Genomic DNA, 6,891 nt, shown 5'->3' with positions numbered 1-6,891 from the left:
ACTCAATCGCGTTTCTAGTACTAGACAAAACTAAAAACTAAAGATAAGGTAAGAACAACAAAACTTAATTTAGTGAATTTTTTAGACTGATTCTAGTTCTAGAGATAGGTTACTCACCAAATATTCAACAATCGCATCTGTATGAACCCCTGCTAATTTGGCGATCGCTTTAGCTTTGTCTCTATCTTGATTGGAAGGATTTGGCTGTGTAAATCCAACGGCTTGTGACTTTGCTAGCAAAGTACAATAAACTTGAAGATAAATTTTGGCATAGTTGTAGTTGTATTGATTCATCTGTACTGGCTTAATTTACAGTGTTTTTGAATTGTACTTTGTTAGTTATCTTTCAAATAAAATAGTCCTATCTGAAGATAACAAAATTTCTAACTCAATTGATAGTTGGGGTATTGTAGGTGAATATATAATTTGAGCTACTGGTGCGATCGTTGTCGTATTTCGACTTTGACAATATCAGTAGAACAAATACTTATATTTCCAGCCAAATTATACCTTTGATTATTCAATTCTAATTGAAAAAATACATATTTGTTAGTTTTTTGAGTCAATTGAGAGCAATAGACTTAAATTATGTCTAGTGTTAAGTGAGATAACGTCAAGCAAACTTCAAGTTTTAAAACTGGTTTTTTAAGGTGTGTTTTTTTATTCTTTTCAAAGCTATATACGAAAAATTTGTTGATAACTACTTAGTATTTCACAAGAACTATTTTTCAATTCTGAATTATAAGAATTTCTTTTGCCTATTAATAGCCAATGAAAACTAGTAGCAAAAACAGGAGTAACAAATATTTTGTTGGAAGTAGAAATGAAGATTCAAAGCATAACTGGTATTAATGGCTATACTTTATTAATTTATTGTGATTTAGATGAAGTATACTATTTTAGTATTATTGATTTGACTGGTATTGTATTTAACTTTGACAGTGAATTTTCCACTAGCAAAGAAGCAAAGAAACAAGGTCTAATAGCAGTGGAGCTTGCCTGTTCTTTTGATACTTAGTCTACAACTAATTATAGTCAACCTGAATAGGTAGTGGAAATAAAAAACAACTAATGTAGATTTTTCATACAGACAAAATTATCGAACTAAGCTTAAATATAACTAGTAAGTTAAATAAGAGTTAAGCAAGCAAGACCGATATAGCGTTTCTCATATTAATGAAGTACAGTCAAGACCTCGGTTTTATTGATTGTGTGTACCTCACTAATTAGAGAAATCCTATAGTTATCTTCAGTAATACAAAGTGCTGGCATTTGGTTGAGAATTAGGTTACATATCTTGTGCAGAAATATCGAGTTGGCTGACTGATAGAAAAAAATTAGATTAGCTCTAATTCTTTTTTTTCCAAAGCTTGAGTAGATCGTAGTACTTTGGATGGATGCCTGGAAAATTCACTTAATTCTCAGCTGAAATTTTGAACTCTCAGTAGTTGAGGTAGCAAGATAAATAAACGTCATGGGTTAATAAATTCGATCGATAGTAAATTTATTTCTGCTCATGATACCTGTAATTGACCTGCAACTTTTAAAGAGGGAATAACTAATGTGGGCTATCGACCCCAAAAGCGGCAAAAAAGTTGAATTCTTCAGTCGCGCAGAAGCTAAAAAAAAACTCAACATTAGTGAAGCTACATTTCACAAATATATCAATGTGCTAGTCGCTAGCTGGAAAGATCAATTTCAATATATACCAAAGCAGACTCATTGGAGTGATTATCAAGTTTATTGTCTGGACTTTGTTAAACGCTTGTTTCAAACAGGACGTAACGAATCAGAAGTTATAAACTACATCAAACTCTATCAAATACCGAGTTTAGAGGACAATTCCAGTACAGATGACGAAATTTTTAGTTCCTGACTCCGTTAAGGAAAATTATTATGAGAAAATCGATGTCATTACAATCGAGTAAACAAAAGCAAATCGAACTTAAAGCTGATTTCAAAAACCGCAATAAGACAACCATAGCCAATGCTCGGTTACAAAAAATACAAAGTAAATTTGGCTGGGCAGCGGTTATGATTCCCCTTTTGGGTTTGCTTGTGGCAGTGGGGTCAATTCCCTACATTGGCATCGATCCCATAGTAATATGGCTATCCATCGCCATGTATGTTTTGACTACTCTGGGTATAGAGCTAGGTTTCCATCGCTATTTTTCTCATCGTGCTTTCCAAACAACTACTCCCATTCGAGCCATCCTTGCCATTTTTGGTTCGATGGCGGGAGTGGGTCACATTATTCACTGGGTAAGTCATCATCGGGGACATCATCAAGGTAGCGATCGCCCTGGCGATCCCCATTCTCCCCATGTTAATAGTGAAGGGCAAGAAATCCAAGGACTACAGGGTTTGTGGCACGCACATATCGGTTGGTTTTTTGTTAGTGAATTTCCCAATGTGCTGTTGACCAAAGACTTATTGCGAGATCCCCTAATTACCAAAATCAATCAACTATATATATTTTGGGTAATTCTCGGTTTTGCCCTCCCCGCAGCTTTGGGAGGAATCCTAATCGGAACTTGGATTGGAGTTTGGCAAGGATTACTTTGGGGGGGATTTGTACGGGTATTTTTGGCTCATCATGCCTTCTGGAGCATTAACTCAATTTGTCATGTATACGGCAATCGTCCTTTTAATACGGGCGATCGCAGTACTAATAATATCTGGCTAGCCATCCCGACTATGGGGGAATCTTGGCATAACAACCATCATGCCTTTGCCAACTCGGCAATTGTCGGCTTGCACTGGTGGCAAATCGATCCTAGTGCCTGGATCGTTCGCGGACTCAAAATATTGGGTTTGGTTTGGGATGTTAAGACTCCTTCGGTGGCAGCGATCGAGTCGAAGAAAGCTTGAGTTGAATAATATTTCTGGGGAATTAGAGGATGAATATCGCGATTGAAAATAAATATTTGCAAGATGTCTACAAAAGAGTGAGCTTCTCGATCGTTCTCATACCTACAGTTTCGGCTGTAATCGGTCTGGGATTAGTTTATCGATCTGGAATTAGTGCTTGGGAAATCGGACTGTTAGTCGGGATGTTTGTCCTAACCACAATCGGTCTGGAAGTGGGCTTTCATCGTTATTTTTCCCATCATGCTTTCCAAACCAATACTGCTATCCGCATTATATTAGCGGTTCTTGGCTCTATGGGGGCTGGGGGTGGAGTTATCTATTGGGTAGCCCACCACCGCCGTCATCACCAATATACCGACTTACCAGGAGATATTCATTCTCCCCATTTACACGGCGATGGTATTGGCGGACATCTGCGGGGACTGTGGCACGCTCATGTAGGCTGGATTTTCCAAGGAGAAATTACTAATTCTATGGTCTTTGCTAAAGACTTACTGCGAGATCCCATTATTGCCAAAATCAATCGACTTCAACTAGTTTGGGTGGTTTTGGGTTTGATTTTACCCGCTGTTGCGGGAGGAATCATCACTGGATCTTGGTCTGGAGTGTGGCGTGGCTTACTTTGGGGCGGACTGGTACGCATCTTTTTGGTACATCAGTTTATTTGGAGTACCAATTCCATCTGTCACCTGTATGGTAGCCGTCCTTTTGCTACGGGCGATCGCAGTACTAATAATTTCTGGCTTGCCATCCCGACTATGGGACAATCTTGGCACAACAACCATCATGCTTTTCCCAATTCAGCAATTGTGGGTTTGCATTGGTGGCAAATCGATCTCAGTGCTTGGCTGATTCGCAGTTTAGAAGCAGTAGGTCTGGTGTGGAACGTCAAAACCCCTAAAGCCGCTACAGTCGAGTCCAAAAAGATCGTCTAATCAAAGGCGTTAAAACAATCACAATTATGTAAGTTGAAACAATGGAACTTGATAAATTTTCAACAATCGATCGCTCAGAAACTGAAACTTCAGAACAACAATATTTTGTTGCTGAAGATGATGTCTGCGATCTACCAGCAAAATCAGAAATTCAGGATTGGATGATTTCTTATTTAGCCCAGATGCTAGAAGTCAGTCCCGATGAGATTGATATTGCTATTCCTTTCGATCGCTATGGTCTCGATTCATCAGCAGTAGTAGGTATGACGGGCGACCTCGAAGACTGGTTGAAGATCGAACTCGACCCTACCCTAGTTTACGATTATCCTACGATTAAAGCCCTAGCCAAACACATAGCTGATGGATTTTAGCTATTTACTGGAAATTATTGCCAGATTAACTCTTCATTTAGAAACTATTTCCTAATTATCTCAAGCTCAGTGCTCAATCTATATTATTTGCTCGACACCTCATGGTAGATACTATTCATAACCCCACTACTAGTCCCCAAGGGATCTCTGCGACCGAAAAAAAACAACGCAGACATCTCAAAGTAATTAATCTTACTTATGAGAGCAATGTTGATTCGGACTATACCGAAAACATCGAATTGCTAGATAAAAGCTTTAAATATAGCGACCATAGTAGTTATTACTGGAGTCAGCCAGAGCATTCTTTACTCTATGGCACTCCCCTTTATCAAGCTGCTTCTCCCGCCCAAAAATTAGCCTTAAATCACCTCCACTGGTTTACCAAATACAATTACACTGCCGAAACCGAAACCGAAACTATTGCTTTTAATCAAATTACCTCTAGTGTCTTTAAAGCCATTGGTGGTTACGATAAAGTTTGCCAAGAATTAGACCTGGAAACCGAGCAAGAATATACTCACGTTCATGCCTTTCGTAAGATGGGATTGATGAGTGCGATCGCCTTAATCGGTAAAAAACCATTACAAAATTTACAAAGATCTCACTCCTATAAATCCAATTTAGGTCACAATTCCTGGGTAACAGCTCAATATTATGCCCTTCGTTACCTAGCCAAAAATATGCTCAAAAGTAAAGAAGCATATTATTCTGATTATCTCAGTCAACTAGAAGCGAAAGAAAAGTTTGTCATTACGACTCCTACTAAGGGAATCTTAGGCAGAGGAATCTCTAGTTCTTATCAGGGTTTCTTTACCTTCAATTGGGGATCTGGTTCGCCTTTCTTAGCTTGTCAATATTATGCAGCAAGGATGATGGGCAATATTTTACTCAAAGGGATGGAATATCCCCTGGTTAAGTATTACCGCCAACTCAAAAAACAGGGAGAGTTTGTTCCCGCACCCACCGCTGTTTCTTATTACCACCATTTAGATGAAGCCTACCACACTACTATGTCTCGGGTTTTATCCAAAGATATGTATAAAGATTTCTCTCAGCCGACGGCATACGAAAAATTTGTTGCCAATATGTCGATTTACATGGTGCAACGGGCAAGCTTTGGCGGTATGTCGGGAGTCTTTCCCCACCGCTATCTCCAAGACGATCGCTTTTTAATGACTTTTGTTTACGAGCTATTACAATCCCCTTTATTTGGGATGTCTCCCTCCGAAGCTCTCCATTGGTTAGAGAAGTCTTTCTGTCAAGAACACGAAGGTTTTCATCTGGCGATGAAAAATCATCAGCAGCTTCTTCTCTCTTTCCGACGCTTTTTCGACGATTTTGATTATCTTTGGCCCGTCAACCGCGAAATGAGGCTGATGGCTGCGGGGGGCAATCTAGCAAAAGCAATTCAAGATAACACCAACACCTTTAAGGGATTTTCTCGCCTTGCCGTTAGTTAGGGCGTGTCATCAGAACTAAAAAAAATTGTCATAGTATCATCCACTAAGCAAGTTTGCCATGGAACCCATCGCAATTATCGGCATTGGCTGCCGTTTCCCCAAAACCAATAACCCAGAAGAATTTTGGCATTTGTTACGTCACGGCATAGATGCCATCACAGAAGTTCCCTCCGACAGATGGAATGTTGACGATTTCTACGATCCTCATCCAGCTAAAGCAGGGACAATGAGTACCAAATGGGGCGGATTTCTGGAGGGGGTAGATCGATTTGAGCCGAGCTTCTTTGGAATTTCCCCCCGCGAAGCCGAACAAATAGATCCCCAACATCGATTGTTATTGGAAGTAACCTGGGAAGCGATCGAAAATGCGGGGATTACTCCCGCCGAGCTAGAGGGGACGCAAACTGGTGTATACGTGGGTCTGAGCAATATAGACTATCACAGAATGGTTTATCGAGACTGGGATCGCCTGAGTGCTTATAGTGGGGTTGGTACGGGTCCTAGCATTGCTTCCAATCGTATATCCTATCTACTCGACCTCCACGGTCCCAGTATGACCATTGATACGGCTTGCTCGTCCTCCTTGGTAGCCATCCACCTAGCTAGTCAGAGTCTTAGATACGGAGAATCTAATCTTTGTCTGGTGGGAGGGGTAAACTTAATGCTCTCTCCCGAACCGACTATCACCTTTTCCCAAGCACGGATGATGGCTGCTGACGGTCGCTGTAAAACCTTCGATGCTGCTGCCGATGGCTATGTCAGGGGAGAAGGTTGTGGTGTAGTCATCTTAAAACGTCTGGCGGATGCGCTCCAAGATGGCGATAATATTCAGGCAGTTATTCGCGGCTCGGCGATCAATCAAGATGGTACGAGCAACGGCATAACCGCTCCCAATGGGCCATCTCAACAAGTGGTTATTCGTCAAGCCCTGAAAAATGCTGGGGTAGAACCAGAGCAAATTAGCTATGTTGAAGCTCACGGTACTGGCACATCTTTGGGCGATCCGATTGAGGTCAAATCTCTCAAAGCTATCTTTGGCAAAAATCGCAACCCAGATAATCCCTGTGGCATTGGTTCGGTCAAAACCAATATCGGTCATCTAGAATCAGCAGCGGGCATGGCGGGGCTAATCAAGGTGGTTTTACAACTACAACATCGCGAGATCGCCCCCCACCTCCATCTCAAGGAACTCAATCCTTATATTTCTTTTGATGGAGTACCCCTATTTATTCCCACCGAATATCAGCCTTGGGT

The 6,891-nt window shown here is 40.7% G+C and carries 8 protein-coding genes; 7 read left to right on the top strand and 1 reads right to left on the bottom strand.

The window, feature by feature from the left end; genetic code table 11:
* Positions 1-81: 81 nt before the first annotated feature.
* On the bottom strand, positions 82-294 hold the full coding sequence (locus AC33VI_RS15935; protein ID WP_491783254.1) for a hypothetical protein: 213 nt from the start codon (positions 292-294) through the stop codon (positions 82-84).
* Positions 295-808: 514 nt separating this feature from the next.
* Between AC33VI_RS15935 and AC33VI_RS15930 the strand changes: the two genes are divergently transcribed.
* The 7 genes from AC33VI_RS15930 to AC33VI_RS15900 form a co-directional block, all read left to right on the top strand.
* Positions 809-1,018: a hypothetical protein gene (locus AC33VI_RS15930; RefSeq protein WP_491783253.1), complete on the top strand. Its 210-nt coding sequence runs from the start codon at positions 809-811 to the stop codon at positions 1,016-1,018.
* Between the two features lie 543 nt (positions 1,019-1,561).
* Positions 1,562-1,876: a hypothetical protein gene (locus AC33VI_RS15925; protein WP_491783252.1), complete on the top strand. Its 315-nt coding sequence runs from the start codon at positions 1,562-1,564 to the stop codon at positions 1,874-1,876.
* A 32-nt stretch (positions 1,877-1,908) separates the two neighbouring features.
* On the top strand, positions 1,909-2,871 hold the full coding sequence (locus tag AC33VI_RS15920) for an acyl-CoA desaturase (RefSeq protein WP_491783251.1): 963 nt from the start codon (positions 1,909-1,911) through the stop codon (positions 2,869-2,871).
* A 29-nt stretch (positions 2,872-2,900) separates the two neighbouring features.
* Positions 2,901-3,806 (top strand): acyl-CoA desaturase, encoded by a 906-nt coding sequence (locus AC33VI_RS15915; protein ID WP_491783250.1) that lies wholly within the window; start codon positions 2,901-2,903, stop codon positions 3,804-3,806.
* 41 nt (positions 3,807-3,847) lie between these two features.
* A complete protein-coding gene (locus AC33VI_RS15910) occupies positions 3,848-4,177 on the top strand; it encodes an acyl carrier protein (RefSeq protein ID WP_491783249.1) in 330 nt (109 codons plus the stop codon).
* A 101-nt stretch (positions 4,178-4,278) separates the two neighbouring features.
* Positions 4,279-5,637 carry a hypothetical protein gene (locus AC33VI_RS15905; RefSeq protein WP_491783248.1) on the top strand — a complete coding sequence of 453 codons (1,359 nt, stop codon included), beginning with the start codon at positions 4,279-4,281 and terminating at the stop codon, positions 5,635-5,637.
* 58 nt (positions 5,638-5,695) lie between these two features.
* On the top strand, positions 5,696-6,891 hold a 1,196-nt coding region (locus AC33VI_RS15900; protein ID WP_491783247.1), incomplete at its 3' end, for a type I polyketide synthase.

Source organism: Waterburya sp., from assembly GCF_058530065.1.
The sequence above is the reverse complement of the archived record's forward strand: the minus strand, read 5'-3'. Positions and strand labels throughout refer to the sequence as shown.